Origin of the sequence: Roseomonas sp. 18066 (assembly GCF_902706185.1) — a bacterium.
Classification (GTDB): domain Bacteria; phylum Pseudomonadota; class Alphaproteobacteria; order Acetobacterales; family Acetobacteraceae; genus Pseudoroseomonas.
This window is the reverse complement of record NZ_CACSJM010000037.1, coordinates 22,021-42,786: the sequence shown is the minus strand read 5'-3', so window position 1 is coordinate 42,786 and position 20,766 is coordinate 22,021. Positions and strand designations below refer to the sequence as shown.

Sequence of the window (20,766 nt, the reverse complement as noted above, 5' to 3'; positions counted from 1 at the left end):
GCCCCAGCCCGCCCCAGGGCACCATGACCAGCGCCAGCAGCGCCATCGCCGCCGCCGGCGCGCCGCCCAACCCCATCCGCCGCAGCTGGGCCAGCGCGAAGACGGCGCCCACCGCGAATCCGGTGACGCTCTCGACGAAGGCGCCGCCCAGCAGGGTGGCGGCGAAGATGCGGCGCGGCGTCGCCTCCTCGGCGCCCTGGTCGGCAGGGGCCAGCCGCGTGATGGCCGCGTGGAAGATCAGCCCGCCGGCGAGCACCCCGATCGGCTGGATCGCCAGGAAGGCCGCCCGCAGGCTTTCCATCCCGAGGAAAGCCGCCGTGCCGCTGCCCTCCGGCAGGGTCAGCGCGATGGCGGGCAGGCTGGCGGCCAGCGCGGCCAGGCAGGCCGGCACCGGCCCGGCACGGCCGGACAGCAGGAGGGCGAGCAGCAGCAGGAGCGGCGCGGATTGCAGCAGGAGGAGCATGATGCCTGCATCCTTCCTGAGCAAAGCCGTCCGCGCCAGGGGGTGCGACGCGGCCGTGCCCCCTGGCCTCGCCGCGCGATTGGCCGCAGCATCGCGGCCATGAGCCTGTTCCTCCTGAAGCGCCTCGGCGCCGCGCTGCTGGCGATGTGGGTGATGAGCCTGCTGGTCTTCACCGGTGTCTTCGCCATCGGCAATCCGATCGACGTGCTGATCAACCCCGCCGCCGACCAGCGGATCATCGCCGAGACCATCGCCCGCTACGGCTTCGACCAGCCGCTCTGGGTGCAATACCTGCGCTTCCTGAACGGGTTGCTGCATGGCGATTTCGGCCGCAGCTTCGTCTTCAACGAGCCGGCGCTGGCGCTGATCGCGCAGAAGCTGCCGGCGACGCTGGAGCTGGCGCTGACCGCCATGGTGATCGCCGTCGTGATCGGCCTGCCGCTCGGCCTCTATGCCGGGCTGCGGCCGAAGGACCTGCCGGCCCAGGGCATCATGGCCGCCTCCATCTTCGGCTTCTCGCTGCCGACCTTCTGGGTCGGGCTGATGCTGATCCTGGTGTTCAGCGTCGAGCTCGGCTGGCTGCCCTCCGGCGGCCGCGGCGAGACCCTCTCGGTCTTCGGCATCGAATGGAGCTTCCTGACCCTCAACGGCCTGTATCACCTGGTCCTGCCGGCGACGAACCTGGCGCTGTTCAAGCTGTCGCTGATCATCCGCCTGACGCGCGCCGGCATCCGCGAGACCATGCTGCAGGACTACGTCAAATTCGCCCGCGCCAAGGGCATCCGCCCGGGCCGCATCGTCGTCGTCCACGCGCTGCGCAACATCCTGATCCCGATCGTCACCGTCATCGGCCTCGAATTCGGCAGCGTCGTCGCCTTCGCCGTGGTGACCGAGACGATCTTCTCCTGGCCCGGCATGGGCCGGCTGATCATCGAGAGCATCCAGACCCTCGACCGGCCGGTGATGGTGGCCTACCTCATGCTCGTGGTGGCGATGTTCATCCTGATCAATGTCTCGGTCGACGTGCTCAACACCCTGCTCGACCCGCGCCTGCGGCACCGCGCATGAGCGCCCCTATGAGCCCCCCCGTGAGCCCACCATCCAAGCCGGTCTCCCCGGCCCGCATGTTCTGGTCCGACTTCGCCGAATCGAAGCTGGCCCTGCTCGGCCTCGCCATGGTCGTCGTCATCGTGCTCGCCGCCGTGACCGCGCCCTGGATCGCGCCGCAGAACCCCTATGACCAGGCCGGCCTGTCGCTGATGGATGCCCGCCTGCCGCCCGGCACCGAGGGTTCGGGCGGCTATGCCCATTGGCTCGGCACCGACGCCGCCGGGCGCGACGTGCTCTCCGCCATCCTCTTCGGGCTGCGCACCTCGATCTTCGTGGCCGTCGCCGCCGGCGCCTTCGCGCTGTGCCTCGGCACCGTCGCCGGCCTCTTCGCCGCCTGGCGCGGCGGCTTCGCCGAGCAGGCGGTGATGCGCCTGGTCGACCTGCAGCTGTCGCTGCCCGCCATCTTGCTGGCGCTCGTCCTGGTCGCCGCGCTGGGGCAGGGGACGCAGCAGGTGGTGATCGCCCTCGTCGCCGCGCAATACGCCTATTTCGCCCGCACCGCCCACGGCGCCGCCAGCGCCGAGCGGCACCGCGACTACATGGACGCCGCCCGCGTCCTGGCCCTGCCGCCGGCCCGCCAGATGCTGCGCCACCTGCTGCCCAATATCCTGCCGCCGCTGATCGTCGTGGCCACCGTCCAGGTCGCCAACGCCATCGCCATCGAGGCGACGCTCTCCTTCCTCGGCGTCGGCATGCCGGTGACCGAGCCGTCGCTGGGCACGCTGATCGCCAACGGCTTCCAGTTCATGCTGTCGGGGCGCTACTGGATCAGCGTCTATCCCGGCCTGGCCTTGCTGGCGCTGATCATCGGCATCAATCTGGTCGGCGACCAACTGCGCGACGTGCTCAACCCGCGGCTCCGCAAATGATGTGAGAAAGCCGCCGGCGTCGCGCCCGTTCAAGGGAGAGACGCCGCATGGCCATTTCACTGGTTGCCCCCCGCAAGATCCTGATCGGCGGCGGCACCCTGCAGCAATTGCCGACATTGCTGCGGGAGCTCGGCCTGGCGCGGCCGCTGGTGGTGACCGACCCCTGGATCGTCTCCTCCGGCATGATCGACCGGGTCCTCGCCCCGCTCGCCGAGGCCGGCATCGGCGCCCGCGTCTTCTCCGAGACCGTCGCCGACCCAACCGACACCGTCGTCGAGGCGGGCCTGGCCATGCTCAAGCGCGGCGGCTTCGACTGCCTGGTCGGCTTCGGCGGCGGCAGCCCGATGGACACGGCGAAGGCCATCGGCATCCTCGCCGCCGCCGGCCCCGGCCAGCACCTGCGCGACTTCAAGGTGCCCGCCGCGGCCGACCGTGCCGCCCTGCCGTTGGTCTGCATCCCGACCACCGGCGGCACCGGCAGCGAGGCCACCCGCTTCACCGTCATCACCGACACCCGCAACGACGAGAAGATGCTGATCGCCGGCCTCGGCGCCCTGCCCACCGCGGCGCTGGTCGATTACGAGCTGACCTTCAGCGTCCCCCCGCGCATCACCGCCGACACCGGCATCGACAGCCTGACCCATGCGCTGGAGGCCTTCGTCTCCCGCCGCGCCAACCCGCTGGCCGATCTCTACGCCACCGCCGCCATGCGCCTGATCAGCCGCAACCTGCGGAAGGCCTATACCGCGCCCCGTGACGCCACGGCCCGCGCCGGGATGATGGAAGGGGCGATGCTGGCGGGCCTGGCCTTCTCCAACAGCTCGGTGGCCCTGGTCCACGGCATGTCCCGGCCGCTGGGCGCGCATTTCCACGTGCCCCACGGCCTGTCCAACGCCATGCTGCTGCCCGCCGTCACCCGCTTCAGCCTGCAGGCCGCCCAGTCCCGCTACGCCGAGGCCGCCCGCATCATGGGCCTCTCCACCGGCGACGACGCCACCGCCGCCCAGGCCCTGCTGGCCGAGCTCGAAGCGCTGAACCGCGAGCTGGGGGTGCCGAGCCCGCGGCAATTCGGCATCGATCCCGGCGACTTCAAAAGACTGCTGCCGAAGATGGCCGAGCAGGCCCTCGCCTCGGGCAGCCCGGGCAACAACCCCAGGCAGCCGGATGCTGGCGAGATCACCAGGCTCTACGAAGAAGCTTTTGCCTGAAACGGAGAAAGGCCAGGGGGAAGGAATTCCCCCTGGACCCCCATCTTCCTTCTGTCCGCGCTGCCGCAGTCACCCACCCAGGCGAAACGCGCGGCTGGAGACCGAGATCGCGTTCAGGCCCGGATCCTTCGCATTGGCGAAGCAATAGCCATCCGCTTGATGCACCGGGCCGAAAGTCAGGCCGCGCTCGGCGGCCGACCGGCAAAAACCCTCGACGTCTTCCACATCGAAGACCAGCTTCACCAGCGATTGCCCGGGCCGCTGGCCCTTTGACGCCGGATGCAGCATCAGGATCGCCCCGCCATCCGTCGGCACCAGCTCGACGATGCGGTCGCCCTCGGCCCGCGTGACGCGAAAGCCGAAATGCGTCGCGTAGAACCGCGCCGTCTCCTCGACGTCGCGGACATAAAGCACCACCCGGCTCAACGGCACGGCATTCCCCCATGGCAGCCACCACCGCTCATGACCCGCGAAGCCGAGATGGGGAAGGGGGGCTCAGCAGCCCTGCAGGTTGCGGTGGGTCCAGTGCCGCGTGCTGGCCCAGGCCGGCAGCGCCGCCGCCGTCAGCGGCCGGCTGATCGCATAGCCCTGGGCATTGTCGACCCCCGCCGCCGCCACCGCCCGCCACAGCCGGCAGTCGCTGATGCCCTCGGCCGTCACCGTCATGCCATTGGCATGGGCGCGGCGCACCAGCATGGCGACCTCGGCCCGCGCCCGGTGGCTCTCCGGCATCGCCGCCACCAGCGAGCGGTCCAGCTTGATGCCGGCGAAAGGCAGGTCCAGCAGCGCCACCCGCTCGTCCTGCAGCCCCATATCGTCGACCAGCACCGGCAGCCCCAGCGCCCGGCAGCGATGCAGGGCCCGGCGCAGCGCGCTGCGGTCGCGCACCGGCGTCGTCTCGGTCAGCTCCAGCATCAGCGCATCGGCCGGGAAATGCGCGGCATCCCGCAGGGCGCACAGCCGCTGCGGCACGGTGCGGTCCAGCAGCAGGCTCAGCGGCAGGTTCAGGCTCAGCGAGGCGCCCAGCCGGCCGATGATCGGCCCAAGCTCGGCGAAGGCCGCCTGCGCCACCGCCACCGACAGCGCGCTGACCTGGCCGCTGCGCTCGGCCAGCGGCACGAAGCTGTCCGGCCCCAGCGGCACGTCGCCCTTCGGCTGCCAGCGCGCCAGCCCCTCGATCAGGATCGGCCGCTCATCGGCGATGCGCAGCACCGGCTGGTAGCGCACGCTGATCTCGCCCCGCGCCAGGCCCCGCGCCAGCACCGACGGGTCGGTCATCGGCGCCGGCCCGGGCGGCGGGCTTTCCCGCAGCGCCGCGGCCAGGTCGGAGGCGCGCGCAGGCACGCCGGGGCCGCGCGCATCTTCCTGCACGACGATCAGCCCGGTGGCGACGAAGGGGTCCTGCGCGGTGGCCAGCAGCGCCGGCCAGGCCTTGCCGGCGGCGGAGGGCTGGCAGACCAGGTGGCGCGCCGGGTCCTCGGCGGTGAACAGGTGGCGCAGCGCCTCCCGTCCGGAGCTGAGCAGCCGTGGCGGCGTGCCCGCCAGCCCATGCATGGCCTGCAGCACCGCCGGGTCGCGCGCCAGCAGCAGCGTATGCTCTGCTCGGCTGGTGACCGGGATAGCTTGCGGGGGCATGCGGATTCCTTCCGGCATAGCGCCGTCCAGACTTACTTAGCCCGCCCTCAGCCAAATGCCAAGATTTGTCTTAATATTAGGACATGCTCTCGGAAAACGCACGAAACGCAACCGCAGATGGTCCTGGAAACGTTTCCGGCCGGCCCTTCGCAGGGCCGGCCGGATTGCTTTCTCGCCAGACTCGTGCCGCCGCCATCGCGGCGGACCGGTGCTCCCCGCCTTGTGATCAGCCGGCGCCCTTGCCGGCGGTCACAGGCTTGGCAACGGCGGCTTCGGTGCCCCGCCGCAGTCGATTCTCGCCCAGATAGAGCAGGATCGGCGCCGCGATGAAGATCGAGGAGGAGGTCGAGGCGATGATGCCGAAGACCATGGTCCAGGCGAAGCCGGCCAGCGCGTCGCCGCCGAACAGCGCCAGCGGCAGCGCCGACAGCAGCAGCGTCATCGAGGTGCCGAGCGTCCGGTTCATGGTCTCGTTGATCGACTTGTCGATCAGCTGCTCCAGCGGCATCGTCTTGTACTTGCGGAGGTTCTCCCGCATCCGGTCATAGACCACGACCTTGTCGTTGACCGAGAAGCCGATGATGGTCAGCACCGCCGCCACCGTCGTCAGGTTAAACTCGATCCGCGTCACCGCCAGGAAGCCGATGACCTTGGTCGTCTCCAGCAGCAGGGTGACGATGGCGCCGATGGCGAACTGCCATTCGAAGCGGAACCAGATATAGGCCATCATCGCCAGCATCGAGACGCCCAGCGCGATCAGGCTGCCCAGGAACAGCTCGGCGCTGACCCGGTTGCCCACCGCCTCGGTGCGCAGCAGCCGGGTGCCCGGGGTGATCTGCTCCAGCGTGGCACGGATGCGGTTGACGGCGCTCTGCGTCGCCCCCTCGTCGCCCTGCACCGGCAGGCGCAGCAGCACGGTGGAGGCGTCGCCGAACTCCTGCACCCCGACATCGCCGAGGTCGAGGCCAGAGACGCCCGCCCGGATCGCCGCCAGGTTGGCGGCCGCGGGCGTGCGCACCTCCATGACGATGCCGCCACGGAAGTCGATGCCCTTCTCCATCCCTGGATAGAAGGCCAGCACCAGCGATAGGAGCGACAGGACGATGGAGAAGGCGATGCCCAGCCGGCGGCCGCGCATGAAGGGGATCTTGCTGTCGTCCGGGAACAGACGGAACAGCGGACGGGACAGGAACATGGATCGTATCCCCTCTCAGACCGGCAGGGTCTTGGGACGGCGGGCACGATACCAGGTGGCGACGAACAGCCGCACCAGGGTCGTCGCCGTCCACATCTGCACGATGGTGCCGATGGCCACCGTCACCGCGAAGCCGCGCACCGGGCCCGAGCCGAAGCCGTAGAGGCAGGCCATGGCGATCAGGTTGGTCAGGTTGCTGTCCAGGATGGTCCCCGACGCCTTGCTGAAGCCGAGCTCCAGCGCGTTCACCGGTGGCTTGCCCTGGCGGTACTCCTCGCGGATCCGCTCGTTGATCAGGATATTGGCGTCGAGCGCGGTGCCCAGCGTCAGCACCACGCCGGCGATGCCGGGCAGGGTGATGGTCGCCTGCAGCACCGAGAGCGCCGCCAGCATCAGCAGCAGGTTCACGAACAGCGCGATATTGGCGAACCAGCCCAGCAGCCCATAGGCCAGGCCCATGTAGAGGAAGACGAAGGAGGCGCCGACGCCGAGGCTGATCAGCCCCGCCCGGATCGCATCCGCGCCGAGCTCGGGGCCCACCGTCCGCTCCTCGACCACGGTCAGCGGCGCCGGCAGCGCGCCGGCGCGCAGCAGCACGGCCAGGTCATTGGCGGTCGCCGCGGTGAAGTTGCCGCTGATCTGGCCGCGCCCGCCGGTGATGGGCTCGTTGATCCGCGGCGCCGTGATCACCTTGTTGTCGAGGACCACGGCGAAGGGGCGGCCGGTATTCTGCCGGGTGATCTCCGAGAAGCGGCGGGTGCCGACCGAATCGAAGCTGAAATTGACCACCCACTGGCCGTTGCGCCCATCCTGCCCGGCGCGCGCGTCGGTCAGGTTGGCGCCGTCCACCTCGATCCGGCGGCGCACGGCATAGCGCTCGCCGGGCGATTCGCCGGAGAGGAACTCGACCCCCGGCGGCGGCACCGCGGCCGAGGTATTGGCCGTCTCGTCCACCAGGCGGAAGGTCATCCGCGCGGTGCGGCCCAAGAGTTCCTTGATCCGGTTCGGATCCTCGAGGCCGGGCAGCTGCACCAGGATGCGGCTCGACCCCTGGCGCGCGATCTGCGCCTCGGAGACGCCGGTCTCGTCGATGCGGCGGCGGACGATCTCCACCGACTGCTCGACCGCGCCGCTGGCGCGTGCCCGCATCGCGGCCTCGGACAGCGTCGCCGTGATGCTGCCATCCGCCTGCGCCGCCATCTCGACATCCGGCGCCGTGGCGCCGGCGCCGACCGGCACCGGATTGGCCAGCTCGCGCAGCGCGGTCAGCGCCGCCTGCTGCTGGCCGGCATCGCGCAGCCGCAGCACCAGGCGGTTGGCCGCCGGCTCCGGCTGCAGCGCGACATAGCCGATATTGGCCTGGCGCAGCCGGGTCCGGGCGCCATCGGCCAGGCCTTCCAGCCGCTCCCGCGCCACCGCGCTCAGATCCACCTCCAGCAGCAGGTAGGACCCGCCGCGCAGGTCCAGCCCGAGCGAGACCTGCCGCGACGGCAGCCAGGACGGAATGGCCGTGCGCGGGAACAGGTTGGGCAAGGACAGCAGCACGCCAAGCAGGATGACGCCAAGAATGGCGGCGACCTTCCACCGCGCGAAATACAGCATGGCCGAAGAGGCCCCCCAATCTAGAGGGAGCGGAAAATGCTGGGTCGCGCCCCCCGATGCAACCCACCATGCATCACCGGAGACTCTCTGCTACATGCGCGGCACCATTCCACGGGACAGGACAGGGGCATGCGGCTGAAGCTTGGCATTCTCGGGGCAGGGCATTTCGGCCGGTTCCACAGCCTGAAAGCGGCCCGCGCGGACCGTGTGGACTTCCTCGGCCTGGCCGATCCCGACCCCGCCCGGGCGGCGCTGGTCGCCGGCGAGGCCGGCTGCCAGGCCTGGGACAGCGCCGAGAGCCTGATGCAGGCGGCCGACGCGGTGATCATCGCCGCCCCCACCGCCTTCCACCACGGCCTGGCCGCCCAGGCGCTGGCCGCCGGCTGCCATGTCTTCGTGGAAAAACCGATCGCCGCCAGCCGCGACCAGGCCGACGCCCTGGTGGCCCAGGCCGCGGCCGCCGGGCGCGTGCTGCAGGTCGGCCATGTCGAGCGCTTTGGCGCCGGCATGATGACCCTGCAGGGCAGCGCCGGCGTCGGCCGGCCGCTCTACATGGAGGCGGTGCGCATCGCCCCCTTCCGCCCGCGCAGCCTGGACGTGACGGTCATCCTGGACCTGATGATCCACGACCTGGACCTGATCCTGTCGCTGGCCCAGTCCGAGCTGGTCGCCGTCGAGGCGGTCGGCACCGCCGTGGTCTCCCAGACCATCGACATCGCCAACGCCCGGCTGCGCTTCGCCAACGGCGCCCAGGCGACCATCACGGCAAGCCGCGCCAGCCTGAAGATGGAGCGCCGCCTGCGCGTCTTCGGCAGCGAGGGCTATGCCAGCCTCGACTTCCTGGCGCGCGAGCTGAAGCTGGTCCGCAAGGGCCAGGGCGAAGGGCTTGAGCAGATCCCCGGCCACGGCATCGAGACCTTGTCCTGGACCGACCGCGACAACCTGGAAGCCGAGCAGGCGAGCTTCGTCGCGGCCTGCCTGGACGGGGCGAAGGTGGTGGTCGACGGGCACGCCGGGCGGGCCGCTTTGGATGCGGCGCTGCGGGTCGAAGAGGCTGTCGCCGCTTCGTTGAAAGCAGCAGGTGTCTGAGAAACAAAGCAAAGGCCAGGGGAATGAATTCCCCTGGACCCCATCTTTTTTCTATCGGATTGCCATGTCCACGTGGCGACGGGGCATGAAATGGCCCAGCATCAGCGCGACCTTTGATCGAGTGCTGATGTATTAAAACAGCGTCCCGCCGCGACGCCCGTGCGAAGGGGCAGTTCTGGCGCAGGTCACGCCACAGCCGGTCATCAGAAAAAAGAAGGGGGTTCGGGGGAATTCATTCCCCCGACCTTGCCCCTGTCTTCGCCTTTACTGCAGAGCGATCAGCCCCAGGCTCGCAGCCCCCAGCACCAGCAGCGACACCACCACGGTTCCGGTCACGCGCGGTCCGGCCTGGGCGACGCTGCGGATATCGACGCCGAGGCCCAGGGCGGCCATGGCGAGCAGGGTCAGCAGGCTGGCCAGCGTCGCCAGGGGCGCCAGCAGGGCGTCCGGGATGGCGCCCAGGGCGCGCAGCGCGGCCAGGCCCAGGAAGCCCAGGATGAACCAGGGCACCAGGCGCGCCAGGCCGGGCTTCTGGCCGCCCTGGGCGCCGGCGCGCAGCGACAGGGCCAGCACCACGGGGCCCAGCATCAGCACGCGCACCAGCTTGACCAGGGTGCCCACCTGGACGGCCAGGCTGCCGATCGGGGCGGTGGCGGCCAGCACCTGGGGCACGGCATAGACGGTCAGGCCGGCCAGGATGCCGTATTGCACCTCGGTCAGGCCGAGGACCGGCATCAGCAAGGGCAGGGCCAGCACCACGCCGACGCCGAGGACGGCGGTGAAGGCGATGGCCGCGGCCACGTCGCGGGCCTGGGCGCCGATGACCGGGGCGACCGCGGCGATGGCCGAGTTGCCGCAGATCGAATTGCCGCAGGCGACCAGCATCGCCATTTTCTTCGGCAGGCCGAGCACGCGGCCCAGGCCGTAGCTAAGGCCGATCGAGAGGGCCACCACGGCGGCGATGCCCAGGATCAGCCAGGGCCCCGCCGCCATCATCGCGGTGACGCTGAGCGAGGCGCCGAGCAGCATCACCGCGACTTCCAGCAGCATCTTGGCGCTGAAGGCGATGCCGGTGGCGCAGGATTTGGGCGGGGTCCAGAGGCTGCGCAGCGTGGTGCCGATCAGGATCGAGAGGACCAGCGCGTCGAGCCAGGCGCGGCCGAAGGCCAGGCGCTGCGCCTCGGCCAGCAGGGTGCCGGCGCCGGCGACCGCGGCGCAGAGCGCGACACCCGGCGCATGGGCGCGGCCCCACGCCATCAGGCGCTGCGGCGGGGCGGGCAGGGGGCTGCTGGTGGCGCTGGACATGACAGGACCGTGACGGTTTCGCGGCGGACGATGCGCCCGCGCCATCCAGTGATCCAACGCGTTGTTCTTATGGTTTCAATCGATATAATCGAACGATGACGCTGGACCAGCTGCGCATCTTCCTGGCCGTCGCCGAGCGCGAGCATGTCACCCGCGCCGCCGAGGCGCTGCACCTGACGCAGTCGGCCGTCTCGGCGGCGATCCGCGCGCTGGAGGGGCGGCACGGCATCACCTTGTTCCACCGCATCGGCCGCCGCATCGAGCTGACCGGGGAGGGCCGCATCTTCCGCGCCGAGGCCGCCGCCGTGCTGGCCCGCGCCGAGGCGGCGGAGCTGGTGCTGTCGGAGCTCGGCGGGGCGCTGCGCGGGACCTTGCGCATCCAGGCCAGCCAGACGGTTGCCAGCTACTGGCTGCCGCCGCTGCTGGTGCGCTTCCAGGCCGAGTGCCCGGGCGTCGCGGTGGAGGTGGCGGCGGGCAACACCACCAGCGTGGCCCAGGCGGTGCTGGAGGGCAGCGCCGAGCTGGGCTTCGTCGAGGGCGAGGTGGAGGAGGCCGCGCTGTCCCAGACCATCCTGGCGCGCGACCAGCTGGTCATCGTGGTCGGGCCCAACCATCCCTGGGCCGATGGCGCCCCCCTGGCGCCGCGGCAGCTGACGACAAGCCCCTGGATCATGCGGGAGGAGGGGTCAGGCACCCGCGCCGCCTTCGAGCTGCTGCTGGCCGGCTGGGGCCTGGCGGCGGAGACGCTGCGGGTGACGCTGGAGCTGCCGTCCAACGAGGCGGTGCTGGCGGCGGTCGAGGCCGATGGCGGAGCGACGGTGGTGTCGGAGCGCGCGGCCGGGCCGCACCTGGCGGCCGGGCTGCTGGTGCGGGCCGGGGTGACCCTGCCACCGCGCAGCTTCAAGGCGCTGCGGCACAAGGAACGCTATGCCAGCCGCGCCAGCCGGGCGCTGCTGGCGCTCGCGCTCAAGGGCTAGAACAGCCGCTGGTTCTGGCCGTAGGGGACGACCAGCTCATCCTTGCCGACCATGTTCAGCAAAGCGCGGGCGCGCTCGTCGAGCTGGTCGCGGTCGATGCGGTCGCCGCGCAGCCCGGCCACCTTGCGGTCGATCGAATCGCGCTCGGTCTCGGCCTGGGCCAGGGCGATGCGGGCGGCGACGATCTCGCCCGCCTTGGCCTCGCGCGCCAGCGAGCCGACGCGGGGGCCGTGCACGGCATACCAGGCGAAGTGCCAGATCAGCCCGGCGAAGACCAAGGGCAGCCACAGCACCTGAATCGCTCGCTTGATGGCCCGCATCTTCACCCCTTCCGTGACCCGCGCAGGTTAAGGGACTGATAACGCGGGCAGGCAAGGGGCAATGGAAAAGCCGTCGCTTTCTTGCATCGCGTGTTGCCGGCAGGACACGGGAAACCGCCCGCCCGGGCTTAAGCTTCTGCCCGGCCAGGATTTCCGCCGCACGCCCGGTTGCGAGGAACGAAAAAGGGGGAGCCGAAGCTCCCCCTCAGGTCGCGCGGCAGGCGCGGAAGCTCAGCGCCTCAGGATCGAGCGGCCGGCATAGCGGGCCGAGGTGCCCAGCTGCTGCTCGATGCGGATCAGCTGGTTGTACTTGGCCAGCCGGTCCGAGCGGCTGAGCGAGCCGGTCTTGATCTGGCCGCAGTTGGTGGCGACCGCCAGGTCGGCGATGGTGTTGTCCTCGGTCTCGCCCGAGCGGTGCGACATGACGGCGGTGTAGCCGGCGCGATGCGCCATCTCGACCGCTTCCAGCGTCTCGGTCAGCGAGCCGATCTGGTTGACCTTGACCAGGATCGAGTTGGCGGTGGCCTTCTCGATGCCCTGGCGCAGGCGCTCCGGGTTGGTCACGAACAGGTCGTCGCCGACCAGCTGCACCTTGCCGCCCAGCTTCTCGGTCAGCAGCTTCCAGCCGGCCCAGTCATCCTCGGACATGCCGTCCTCGATCGAGACGATCGGGAACTTGCCGCAGAGGGCGGCCAGGTAGTCGACCATGCCGGCGCTGTCGAGCTTCTTGCCCTCGCCTTCCATGTCGTAGACGCCGTCCTTGAAGAACTCGGTGGCGGCGCAGTCGAGCGCCACCATCACGTCCTCGCCGAAGCGGTGGCCGGCCTTCTCGCAGGCGCGCTCGATGAAGGACAGCGCCTCCTCGGCCGAGCTCAGGTTGGGGGCGAAGCCGCCCTCGTCGCCGACATTGGTGCTGTGGCCGGCATCGTGCAGGCCCTTCTTCAGCGCCTGGAAGATCTCGGAGCCGATCCGGGTGGCTTCCGCCAGCGAGCCGGCGGCGACCGGCATCACCATGAATTCCTGGATGTCGATCGGGTTGTCGGCATGCTGGCCGCCATTGATGATGTTCATCATCGGCACCGGCAGGGTGCGGGCGAAGACGCCGCCGACATAGCGGTACAGCGGCAGGTCGAAATGCGCCGCCGCCGCCTTGGCGGTGGCCAGGCTGACGGCCAGGATGGCGTTGGCGCCGAGGCGGCTCTTGTTGGGGGTGCCGTCGAGGGCGATCATGATCTCGTCGATCTTGACCTGCTCGGTGGCATCCAGCCCGGAGAGCGCGTCGTAGATCTCGCCCTCGATATTGCCGATGGCCTTCTGCACGCCCTTGCCGCCGAAGCGGGCCTTGTCGCCGTCGCGCAGCTCGACCGCCTCATGCGCGCCGGTCGAGGCGCCCGAGGGAACGGCGGCGCGGCCGACGGCCCCGCTCTCCAGCACGACATCGACCTCGACGGTGGGGTTGCCGCGCGAATCGAGGATCTCGCGGGCGATGATGTCGGCGATCGCGGTCATTCTGGGCTCCCGTGCCTGTGGCGGTGTCCCGGCGATAGGCTGCAACGCGGCGAAGGGCAAGGGGGCCGCCACGGCCGCCACCGGGGCCCGATCGACCACCACGCGGGTTTGTCCGGATAAGCCGCCCAAGGCGACGCGGGGGCCGGCGAAAGGGGGCGTCACGCCGCCGGCATGGTCTCCAGCGGCGGCGCATGCTTGGCGTCGTACATCATCGCATCGGCATGGTGCATCAGCGTCGCCGCGTCGCGCCCGTCCTCCGGGTAATGCGCGGCGCCCATGCTGGCGCCGACCGACAGGATCTGTCCGGCATATTCCACCGGCTGGCCGATCAGCAGCCGCAGCCGCTCGCCGATGCCCCAGCCCGGCGGGCCGGCGACGCCGCCGGCCGGCAGGTCGGGCAGCAGCACGACGAATTCGTCGCCGCCGAGGCGCGCCACCGTGTCCCCCGGCCGCAGCGCGTGGCGCAGCCGGGCGGCGACGGCCTGCAGCATGGCATCCCCCGCCGCATGGCCCAGCGTGTCGTTGATCGCCTTGAAGCGGTCGAGGTCGATGAAGATCAGCGCCAGCCGGCCATCCTGGCGCTCGGCGCGGCCCAGCGCCTCGGTCAGGCGCTGGTCCAGCAGCAGCCGGTTGGGCAGGCCGGTCAGTGCGTCGTGCTGCGCCTGGTGCGCCAGCCGCTGGGCGAGCGCCGCGGTGTTGCGGTGGTGCCGGGCCAGCGCATGCAGCAGCCAGACGGCGGCCAGCGTCAGCGCGGCACCCCCCAGCAGCATCACCAGCGGCAGCGGCGCCAGATGCGGCCAGGTGCCGCGGCGGGTCAGGGTGATCTGCCAGATCCGCCCGGCGACGGCGACGCCATTCTCCTGCCGGTCGCCGGCCCGGGTCGCCGGCGCGGCGCGGTCCGGCGGCTGCGGCTGGCTGTCGAACAGCAGCTGCGGCGTCGTCCCTTCCGCCGCGGCGGTGCCGGCGGGGCCGCGATCCTCGATGCGGATGCGGTATTCCTGCAGGTGGTCGCGCAGCAGCGGGCTGATCATCTCGGCAGCGCGGAAGACGCCGTTGACCTGGCCGATGAAGGCGTCGCGCCGCTGCTCGACGGTCCAGAGCGGCGCGCCGCGGCGATAGACGGCATGGCGGATGGTGAAGCCCATGCCGCCCTGCAGCAGGCTGAGCGGCTGCGAGGCCACCGGCTCGCCGCTGTCGCGGCTGCGCTCCATGACGCGGCGGCGGCTGGGCTCGGCGGTGGTGTCGTGGCCGAAGGCGGCCTCGTTGCCGGCCATCGGCTCGTTGTAGAGATTGGGCAGGTAGAAATCCCGGCTGCCGGCGGGATGGATGGCGTAGTCGGGATAGCCATGCGGATCGAGGCTGCTATCCGCCCGCACCGCGGCCTCGAAGCCGCCCTTCTCGGCCGCCAGCACCAGCGGCGCGAACTGGATGCCGACCACGCCGGGGAACCGCTCGGGCAGCTTCATGTTCAGGGCATGGCGGTGGAAATCGGCGCGGCTGACCTGGTCGCCGACCTCGAACAGGGCGCGGAAGCCGGCGATGACGTCCAGCGCGCGCAGCGTCCGCTCCTCGACCAGGCGCTGGACATGCAGGCCGGCCTCGCGGAACCGGGCATCGGCCTCGATGGCGGTGCGGCGCGCGGCGAGATGCCACAGGGCCAGCGTGGCGCAGAGGCCGAGCAGGATCAGCAGGCGCGAAGCCCGCCGCAACAGCGTGAGGCGGGCCGCCAGGGCTTTGGGGTCGGCGGGCATGGCAGTGAGGCTTCCCGTGAGCAGCGGATGCCTCAGTTTCTGATGAAAAGGTAAAGAAAGGATTTAAGAGCGCAGGGAAAGGCCGGGGGAATGAATTCCCCCAGACCCCCATCTTCTTTCTGAGGGTGCTGCCGCCCCCAGATGGCGACGACGGACAAAACAGCCCGGCCGCAACACGGCCTTTGAGCGCAGCCTATAATATGAAAATGGCGCAAGCATTAATGCCCGCGCCCTATTTCAGTGCTGCGTTCCGCTTCTCAACAAGGCAGCGGCAGCCGGATAAAAAGAATGATGGGCTCGGACGTATACGTCCGAGGGGGGAAGAATTCATTCTTCCCCCAACCTTCAGACCAAGCGCGCCTGCTTCACCGCCGCGCCGATGAACCCGCCGAACAGCGGATGCGGCTGGAACGGCTTGGACTTCAGCTCCGGATGGTACTGCACGCCGATGAACCAGGGGTGGTCCGGGTATTCGACGATCTCCGGCAGCAGCCCGTCCGGCGACATGCCGGAGAAGCGCAGGCCCTTTTCTTCCAGCCGCTCGCGATAGGCGATGTTCACCTCGTAGCGGTGGCGGTGGCGCTCGGTGATCTCGGCCTGGCCATAGACCGCGCGCACCAGCGAGCCCTCGGCCAGCGCCGCCGGATAGGCGCCGAGCCGCATGGTGCCGCCGAGATCGCCCTCGCTGGAGCGGCGCTCGCGGTCATTGCCGCGCAGCCACTCGGTCAGCAGCCCGACCACCGGCTCCTCGCAGGGGCCGAACTCGGTCGACGAGGCGTGGTCGAGGCCGACCAGGTTCCGCGTCGCCTCGATCACCGCCATCTGCATGCCGAAGCAGATGCCCAGGAAGGGGATCTTGTGCTCGCGGGCGAAGCGGACCGCCTCGATCTTGCCTTCCGCGCCGCGCTCGCCGAAGCCGCCGGGCACCAGGATGCCGTGCACGCCTTCCAGCCGCTCGACCGCGTTGGGGGTCTCGAAGATCTGGCTGTCGACCCAGTCCAGCTTGACCTTCACGCCGTGCTGGATGCCGCCATGCACCAGCGCCTCGGCCAGCGACTTATAGGCGTCGAGCAGGGTGGTATACTTGCCGACGATGGCGATCTTGACCTCGCCCTCGGGGTTCTCCAGGCGGCGGACGATGCGCTGCCAGTTGGAGAGATCGGGCTCGCCATAGATCGACAGGCCGAAATGCCGCAGCACTTCGCGGTCCAGCCCTTCGGCATGGTACTGCAGCGGCACGGCGTAGATCGAATTGGCGTCCAGCGCCGGGATCACGCTCTCCGGCCGCACGTTGCAGAACAGCGCGATCTTGCGGCGCTCATTCTCCGGGATGGGCCGGTCGCAACGGCACAGGAGAATCTGGGGCTGGATGCCAAGTCCCAAGAGCTCCTTGACGGAGTGCTGGGTCGGCTTGGTCTTCAGCTCGCCGGCGGACGGGATATAGGGCACCAGGGTGAGGTGCATGAAGAGGCTGTTCTGCGGGCCGAGCTCGTTGTTGAGCTGCCGCAGCGCTTCCAGGAAGGGCAGGCTCTCGATATCGCCCACCGTGCCGCCGACCTCGAGCAGGACGAAGTCCAGCCCGTCGGTGTTGGCGGTGGCCGCTTCCTTGATGGCGTCGGTGATGTGCGGGATCACCTGGACGGTGCCGCCCAGATAGTCGCCGCGGCGCTCCTTGGCGATCACCTCGCCATAGATGCGGCCGGAGGTGTGGCTGTCCCCCTTGGTCGCATGCACGCCGGTGAAACGCTCGTAGTGGCCGAGATCGAGATCGGCCTCTGCCCCGTCATCGGTGACGAAGACCTCGCCGTGCTGATACGGGGACATCGTGCCCGGATCGACGTTGAGATAGGGGTCGAGCTTGCGAATGCGGACCTTGTAGCCCCGCGCCTGCAGCAGGGCGCCGAGGCTGGCCGCCGCGATGCCCTTGCCGAGAGAGGAAACCACGCCGCCGGTGATGAAAACGAACCGCGTCATGGGAGTCCTTTCTAGCAATCGGCCGGGCACGCGGGAAGCGGGCGGCACGGCAAGGCTGGTGTTCTGGGAAAGCAGGGGTCGCCGCGGCCTTCCGGCCGGGCAGCGCCCTCATAAAACGTTTCGGGCGCCGGAGGGTGGTCCGGCGCCCGATTCGGGAAGTCAGTTCGTCGGCACCGAGGCCGGCGGCGGCGTGGCCGGCGCCGCCGGGGTGGGCGTGGCAGGCGCGCCCGTCGCCGGAGAGCTGGCCGCCGGCGGCGGCTGGTCCAGGATCGAGCGCGGCGCGCCGGTGCCGCGGCCCAGCATGGCCATGGCCAGCGCCAGGCCCATGAACAGGAAGGCCAGCACCCCGGTGGTGCGGGTCAGCAGGTTGGCGGTGCCCCGCCCGCTCATGAACGAGCCCATCCCCTGGGACGAGCCGATGCCCAGGCCGCCGCCCTCGCTGCGCTGCAGCAGCACGACGCCGATGAGGGCGAGGGTCACGAAAAGATGCAGGACGAGCAGGACAGTCATCATGGCGTGGGCCTCTTAACCGTGTTCGGGCGGCAGCGCCAGCGGCAGAACGCGCCGCTTCGCCATGAATCTGGCATGGCTGCCGCGGGCCGCCGTCACAGCGCCGCCGCCATGGCCAGAGCGACGCCCACCGCCGCCGCCCGCACCGCGCCGCGGTCGCCCGGAAAGACATGCCGCTGCACCGTGACGCCGCCGCCGCGCCGTGCCGCCGCCAGATAGACCAGCCCCACCGGCTTGCCCGCGGTGGCGCCGCCAGGCCCGGCGATGCCGGTGGTGGAGACCGCCAGATCCGCCCCCGACTCGCGCAGCGCGCCGGCGGCCATGGCGCCGGCGACCTCGGCGCTGACCGCGCCATGCGCCTCCAGCATCGCGGCCGGCACGCCCAGCATCCGGGTCTTCGCCTCGTTCGAATAGGTGACGAAGCCGGCCAGCACGCTGGCGGAGGAGCCGGGGATGGCGGTCAGCGCCGCGGCGACCAGCCCGCCGGTGCAGCTCTCGGCGGTGGCGATGGTCAGGCCCTCCGCCGCCAGGCGCTGCAGCAGGCGGGTGGCGGCGTCTTCCGTGCCGGGCTCGAAGACGGTCATGGCAGCAACCCCCCGAGACGCAGCGCCAGGATCACCGCGGCGGCCATGCCGCCGGCGATCAGGTCGTCCAGCATGACGCCGGTCGGCCCATGGCGGCGATCCGCCCAGCCCACCGGGCCCGGCTTGGTGATGTCGAACAGGCGGAACAGCAGGAAGGCCAGCAGCACGCCGGCCAGGCCGCCGCCCAGCGGCAGGGCGGCCAGCGCCAGGCTCTGCCCGGCGCCTTCGTCGATCACCACCCAGCCGGGATCGGCCCTGGCGGCCGGCAGCCGCGTCAGCGCCCACCAGCCCAGCAGGCTGAGCAGCAGCGCCAGGCCGAGGCAGGCCCAGGGCCCGCCCAGCACCACCGGCAGCACCAGTGCGCTGCCCCAGGTGCCGGGCGCGGGCCGCAGGAAGCCGATGCCGCCCAGGCTGGCCAGCAGCCGCGGCAGGGCAGGGGAGGCGGCCAGCGGCGCAGGCGCCACCGCGACGGCGGGATCGGACATCAGCGGCCCCGGCTCAACGGACGGTGCCGACGGGCAGCCAGGGCTTCAGCGGATGGTCCAGCGCGCCGTCGCCGGCCAGCGCCCGGTAGATCACCGCATTCTCGATGATGCGCTGGACGTAGTTGCGGGTCTCGGTGAAGGGGATCTGCTCCATCCAGTCCAGCATGTCGACGCCGCCCGCGCCCGGCGGCAGCCGCGGGTCGCCATAGGTGACGATCCAGTCGTCGACCCGCCGCGGCCCGGCATTATAGGCGGCCGCCGCCATGGCCAGGTTGCCGAAGCGGGCGATCTGGTCGGCGAGGTAGCGCGCGCCGAGCCGCATGTTGTGCTCCGGCTGGCTGGTCAGCCAGCCGACCTGGTGCGGCACGCCCAGCTGGCGCGCGACCAGCGCCGCGGTGGTCGGCAGCAGCTGCATCAGCCCGCGCGCATTGGCGGGCGACACGGCGGAGGGATCGAAATTGCTCTCCTGCCGGGTGATGGCATAGGCGAAGGCGGGCTCGATCTCGGCCCCGGCCGGCAGGGCATAGGGGGTGGGGTAGCCCTCGGGGATCATCATCACCCCGTCGATGCCGCCGCGGCGGCTGACCCAGACGGCATGGTCCTGGCGGCCGATGGCATTGGCCAGCCGCGCGGCCAGGATCTGCTCGGCCGGCGTCGCCGCCACCTCCTCCAGCCGCAGCAGGAAGGCGCGGGCGCGGTTGGTGTCGCCCAGGTCGGCCAGCGTCAGCACCGCGCGGGCCAGCTCGCGGTCGAGATAGGCATTGGCCGCCTCGGGCGTCGGCTGCGGCGGGCGATAGCCGGCGATGCGGGCGGCCAGCTGCGGCGCGCTCTCGCCCAGCGCCATGGCGCCGAGCTGGCCATAGAAGGCGGTGGGGAAGCCGGCGGCGGCGGTGAAATGGGCCCGCGCCTCCTCGGCGCGGCCCTGGCCGGCGGCGGCGCGGCCGCGCCAGTAATGCGCCCGGGCATTGGTGATGACGCTGCTGCTGCCCTGGCCGAGCGCGGCGAAATGCTGGGCGGCGCGGGCGCCATCGGCCATGCGGCGCAGCGCGATGAAGCCGGCCAGGAACTCGGCCTCGTGGAAGGCCTCGCCCTCGGTCTGGCCGTGCCGCGCCGCGATGCGATAGGCGCCGCTGACATCGCCGAGCCGCAGCAGCTTGCGCGACAGCACCTGCCGCTCGCTCCAGACGGCGCGCGCCGCCTCGGAGGACAGGTCCTTCTGCAGCGGCTCGGCGCGTTCCCAGACGCCGGCCGCCTCGCGGTCGCGCTCCTGCTGGCGGTAGAAGCGGGCGAGCTCCAGCGACAGGCCGAGATCGTCCTTCGCCCGCGGCAGCGCCTGGGCCTCGGCCCCCGCCTGGCCGCCGGCCAGCGCCAGGCGCAGCTCGGCCGGCAGCCGCGCCTCGGGCGGCAGCAGCGGCAGCAGCCGGGCGGCGGCCGCGCCCTGGCGCAGCCAGGCCAGGCGGTTGAACCGCGCCAGGTGGTCGGCCGGCGTCAGCACGCCCTGGAAGGCGGCGACGAAGGTCGGCTCGGACACCGCGTCGGCGCTGCCGTCGCGCCAGCCGGCGCGGATCACCCGGCGGGCGCCCTCGGCATCGCCGCGCCGCTGCAGCGCCTCGGCCAGCTGCCGGGTGGCGGGCAGCGTCCGCGGCGGGGTGCGGGCGAAGAGCGCCAGGACCAGCGCGTCGTTCGCCATCACCGGCAGCACCTCCTCGCCGCGCGCGGTCAGGGTGGATTGCAGCGGCCAGTCGGGATTGGCGGCCATGAAGGCGGCCACCTCCTCGGCGCTGGCCTGGCCGCGCACCTGCAGCCGGATCCAGGTGACCAGCTTGGCGGCCAGCGGGTCGGCGCCCTGGCGGGCGATGCCCTCGGCCTCCGACCAGCGGCCGGCCTGCACGGCGACCATGGCGGCGCGGCCGGCGGCGCGCGACGGCTCGGCCGCCCAGGGCTGGGCGCTGGCGGCGAGCGGCGCGGAGAGCAGGGCCAGGGCCGGCAGCAGGGCCAGGGACCAGCGGCGGAGCGAAGGCAGGGCGGCGGCGTGCATGGGGGCGGACCCTATCCGATCGGCGCGGCTTCTCCCAGCCTTCAGAGGGGCCGCCGGCGGGCCGTCATGCGGCGATCGGCGCGGCTCCCTTGTGCCGGGGCGGCGGCGGCCGTAGCTTCGCGGCGTCAAACGCCTGCCATCC

Annotated in this window: 18 protein-coding genes and 1 pseudogene; 5 read left to right on the top strand and 14 right to left on the bottom strand. The window is 71.2% G+C overall.

All coding sequences use genetic code 11. The features are described 5' to 3' along the window. Nucleotides 1-463 (bottom strand): annotated as a pseudogene (locus tag GVN67_RS10105) (hypothetical protein); the annotation flags it as partial. Between the two features lie 99 nt (nt 464-562). Here GVN67_RS10105 and GVN67_RS10100 point away from each other — a divergent pair. The 3 genes from GVN67_RS10100 to GVN67_RS10090 are packed head-to-tail and all read left to right on the top strand — an operon-like array spanning nt 563 to nt 3,650. Continuing rightward, nucleotides 563-1,531 carry an ABC transporter permease gene (locus GVN67_RS10100; RefSeq protein WP_159995407.1) on the top strand — a complete coding sequence of 323 codons (969 nt, stop codon included), beginning with the start codon at nt 563-565 and terminating at the stop codon, nt 1,529-1,531. Nucleotides 1,532-1,551: 20 nt separating this feature from the next. After that, nucleotides 1,552-2,442 carry an ABC transporter permease gene (locus tag GVN67_RS10095; RefSeq protein ID WP_368667231.1) on the top strand — a complete coding sequence of 297 codons (891 nt, stop codon included), beginning with the start codon at nt 1,552-1,554 and terminating at the stop codon, nt 2,440-2,442. A 47-nt stretch (nt 2,443-2,489) separates the two neighbouring features. Continuing rightward, on the top strand, nt 2,490-3,650 hold the full coding sequence (locus tag GVN67_RS10090; protein ID WP_159995403.1) for an iron-containing alcohol dehydrogenase: 1,161 nt from the start codon (nt 2,490-2,492) through the stop codon (nt 3,648-3,650). 69 nt (nt 3,651-3,719) lie between these two features. On the opposite strand, the gene GVN67_RS10085 is transcribed toward GVN67_RS10090, so the two are convergent. The 4 genes from GVN67_RS10085 to secD all read right to left on the bottom strand — a co-directional run bounded on the left by GVN67_RS10085 (nt 3,720) and on the right by secD (nt 8,082). Next, complete coding sequence (locus GVN67_RS10085; protein ID WP_159995401.1) at nt 3,720-4,082, bottom strand: VOC family protein; 363 nt, start codon at nt 4,080-4,082, stop codon at nt 3,720-3,722. Between the two features lie 63 nt (nt 4,083-4,145). Beyond that, a complete protein-coding gene (locus GVN67_RS10080) occupies nt 4,146-5,285 on the bottom strand; it encodes an EAL domain-containing protein (protein WP_159995399.1) in 1,140 nt (379 codons plus the stop codon). Between the two features lie 226 nt (nt 5,286-5,511). Further along, nucleotides 5,512-6,480: a protein translocase subunit SecF gene (secF, locus tag GVN67_RS10075; protein ID WP_200845209.1), complete on the bottom strand. Its 969-nt coding sequence runs from the start codon at nt 6,478-6,480 to the stop codon at nt 5,512-5,514. Between the two features lie 15 nt (nt 6,481-6,495). Further along, on the bottom strand, nt 6,496-8,082 hold the full coding sequence (secD, locus tag GVN67_RS10070; protein ID WP_159995397.1) for a protein translocase subunit SecD: 1,587 nt from the start codon (nt 8,080-8,082) through the stop codon (nt 6,496-6,498). Nucleotides 8,083-8,211: 129 nt separating this feature from the next. On the opposite strand from secD, the gene GVN67_RS10065 reads away from it, so the two are divergent. Continuing rightward, entirely contained in the window at nt 8,212-9,171 is a 960-nt protein-coding gene (locus GVN67_RS10065; RefSeq protein WP_159995395.1) for a Gfo/Idh/MocA family protein, read from the top strand. Nucleotides 9,172-9,435: 264 nt separating this feature from the next. Here the strand turns inward: GVN67_RS10065 and GVN67_RS10060 are convergent, their stop codons facing one another. Further along, on the bottom strand, nt 9,436-10,476 hold the full coding sequence (locus GVN67_RS10060; protein ID WP_159995393.1) for a YeiH family protein: 1,041 nt from the start codon (nt 10,474-10,476) through the stop codon (nt 9,436-9,438). 95 nt (nt 10,477-10,571) lie between these two features. Between GVN67_RS10060 and GVN67_RS10055 the strand changes: the two genes are divergently transcribed. Further along, nucleotides 10,572-11,453, top strand: coding sequence for a LysR family transcriptional regulator (locus GVN67_RS10055; RefSeq protein WP_159995391.1), 882 nt, complete (start codon nt 10,572-10,574; stop codon nt 11,451-11,453). Here GVN67_RS10055 and GVN67_RS10050 read toward each other — a convergent pair. From GVN67_RS10050 to GVN67_RS10015, 8 genes are all read right to left on the bottom strand, one after another. Continuing rightward, nucleotides 11,450-11,773 carry a septum formation initiator family protein gene (locus tag GVN67_RS10050; protein WP_159995389.1) on the bottom strand — a complete coding sequence of 108 codons (324 nt, stop codon included), beginning with the start codon at nt 11,771-11,773 and terminating at the stop codon, nt 11,450-11,452. The genes GVN67_RS10055 and GVN67_RS10050 overlap by 4 nt on opposite strands. Nucleotides 11,774-12,004: 231 nt before the next feature. After that, entirely contained in the window at nt 12,005-13,282 is a 1,278-nt protein-coding gene (eno, locus tag GVN67_RS10045) for a phosphopyruvate hydratase (protein ID WP_159995387.1), read from the bottom strand. 158 nt (nt 13,283-13,440) lie between these two features. Next, nucleotides 13,441-15,033: a diguanylate cyclase domain-containing protein gene (locus GVN67_RS10040; RefSeq protein WP_159995385.1), complete on the bottom strand. Its 1,593-nt coding sequence runs from the start codon at nt 15,031-15,033 to the stop codon at nt 13,441-13,443. 345 nt (nt 15,034-15,378) lie between these two features. Beyond that, nucleotides 15,379-17,007 (bottom strand): CTP synthase, encoded by a 1,629-nt coding sequence (locus GVN67_RS10035; protein WP_159995383.1) that lies wholly within the window; start codon nt 17,005-17,007, stop codon nt 15,379-15,381. Nucleotides 17,008-17,166: 159 nt separating this feature from the next. Beyond that, complete coding sequence (secG, locus tag GVN67_RS10030) at nt 17,167-17,520, bottom strand: preprotein translocase subunit SecG (RefSeq protein ID WP_159995381.1); 354 nt, start codon at nt 17,518-17,520, stop codon at nt 17,167-17,169. Between the two features lie 92 nt (nt 17,521-17,612). Continuing rightward, nucleotides 17,613-18,101, bottom strand: a complete 489-nt coding sequence (locus GVN67_RS10025) for a CinA family protein (RefSeq protein ID WP_159995379.1) — start codon at nt 18,099-18,101, stop codon at nt 17,613-17,615. Continuing rightward, entirely contained in the window at nt 18,098-18,586 is a 489-nt protein-coding gene (locus GVN67_RS10020) for a phosphatidylglycerophosphatase A (RefSeq protein ID WP_159995377.1), read from the bottom strand. Before GVN67_RS10020 ends, GVN67_RS10025 begins: the two co-directional genes overlap by 4 nt. Nucleotides 18,587-18,599: 13 nt before the next feature. Next, entirely contained in the window at nt 18,600-20,624 is a 2,025-nt protein-coding gene (locus tag GVN67_RS10015; RefSeq protein ID WP_159995375.1) for a lytic transglycosylase domain-containing protein, read from the bottom strand. Nucleotides 20,625-20,766 lie beyond the last annotated feature (142 nt).

Coding starts and splice junctions, on each gene's coding strand:
- GVN67_RS10035 (WP_159995383.1), bottom strand. CDS start 17,007: ATGACGCGGTTCGTTTTCATCACCGGCGGCGTGGTTTCCTCTCTCGGC.
- GVN67_RS10025 (WP_159995379.1), bottom strand. CDS start 18,101: ATGACCGTCTTCGAGCCCGGCACGGAAGACGCCGCCACCCGCCTGCTG.
- GVN67_RS10080 (WP_159995399.1), bottom strand. CDS start 5,285: ATGCCCCCGCAAGCTATCCCGGTCACCAGCCGAGCAGAGCATACGCTG.
- GVN67_RS10015 (WP_159995375.1), bottom strand. CDS start 20,624: ATGCACGCCGCCGCCCTGCCTTCGCTCCGCCGCTGGTCCCTGGCCCTG.
- GVN67_RS10055 (WP_159995391.1), top strand. CDS start 10,572: ATGACGCTGGACCAGCTGCGCATCTTCCTGGCCGTCGCCGAGCGCGAG.
- GVN67_RS10020 (WP_159995377.1), bottom strand. CDS start 18,586: ATGTCCGATCCCGCCGTCGCGGTGGCGCCTGCGCCGCTGGCCGCCTCC.
- GVN67_RS10090 (WP_159995403.1), top strand. CDS start 2,490: ATGGCCATTTCACTGGTTGCCCCCCGCAAGATCCTGATCGGCGGCGGC.
- secD (WP_159995397.1), bottom strand. CDS start 8,082: ATGCTGTATTTCGCGCGGTGGAAGGTCGCCGCCATTCTTGGCGTCATC.
- secG (WP_159995381.1), bottom strand. CDS start 17,520: ATGATGACTGTCCTGCTCGTCCTGCATCTTTTCGTGACCCTCGCCCTC.
- eno (WP_159995387.1), bottom strand. CDS start 13,282: ATGACCGCGATCGCCGACATCATCGCCCGCGAGATCCTCGATTCGCGC.
- GVN67_RS10100 (WP_159995407.1), top strand. CDS start 563: ATGAGCCTGTTCCTCCTGAAGCGCCTCGGCGCCGCGCTGCTGGCGATG.
- GVN67_RS10065 (WP_159995395.1), top strand. CDS start 8,212: ATGCGGCTGAAGCTTGGCATTCTCGGGGCAGGGCATTTCGGCCGGTTC.
- GVN67_RS10060 (WP_159995393.1), bottom strand. CDS start 10,476: ATGTCCAGCGCCACCAGCAGCCCCCTGCCCGCCCCGCCGCAGCGCCTG.
- GVN67_RS10040 (WP_159995385.1), bottom strand. CDS start 15,033: ATGCCCGCCGACCCCAAAGCCCTGGCGGCCCGCCTCACGCTGTTGCGG.
- secF (WP_200845209.1), bottom strand. CDS start 6,480: ATGTTCCTGTCCCGTCCGCTGTTCCGTCTGTTCCCGGACGACAGCAAG.
- GVN67_RS10050 (WP_159995389.1), bottom strand. CDS start 11,773: ATGCGGGCCATCAAGCGAGCGATTCAGGTGCTGTGGCTGCCCTTGGTC.